This window comes from Pseudomonas sp. P20 (genome assembly GCF_016463925.1).
Lineage (GTDB): Bacteria > Pseudomonadota > Gammaproteobacteria > Pseudomonadales > Pseudomonadaceae > Pseudomonas > Pseudomonas aeruginosa.
Genome location: NZ_JAEMVM010000101.1, coordinates 1 through 280, shown reverse-complemented (window position 1 = coordinate 280; position 280 = coordinate 1). Strand labels below are relative to the sequence as shown.

Genomic DNA, 280 nt, shown 5'->3' with positions numbered 1-280 from the left:
GCGGCATGGCATCGAAGAGCCATACGCCCTGGGTGGCATCGGAAACAGGCTGCCGATAGAACAGGTTCTGGGAGAAGTCGGTGCCGTCGGCCAGTGGCAATTCATCCTGCAGGATCGGTTCGTCCGGCCGGCATACCAGTTCGTAGAAGCGACGTAGATCCGCCTCGGCCTGGCCGAGGTGATCCGGGTGCGGGTTGAACCAGCGGATCAACCAGTTCCTGATCTCCTGGCCGCTCATGCGCGAAGCGACGATACCGACGTTCGCCAGGCCGCCTTGGAT

Annotated in this window: 1 protein-coding gene; it reads right to left on the bottom strand. The window is 62.5% G+C overall.

What is annotated here, in order from left to right; translation table 11 throughout:
• A partial coding sequence (locus JHD77_RS33360) for a TraC family protein (protein ID WP_199506574.1) occupies positions 1 to 280 on the bottom strand: 280 nt, incomplete at both ends.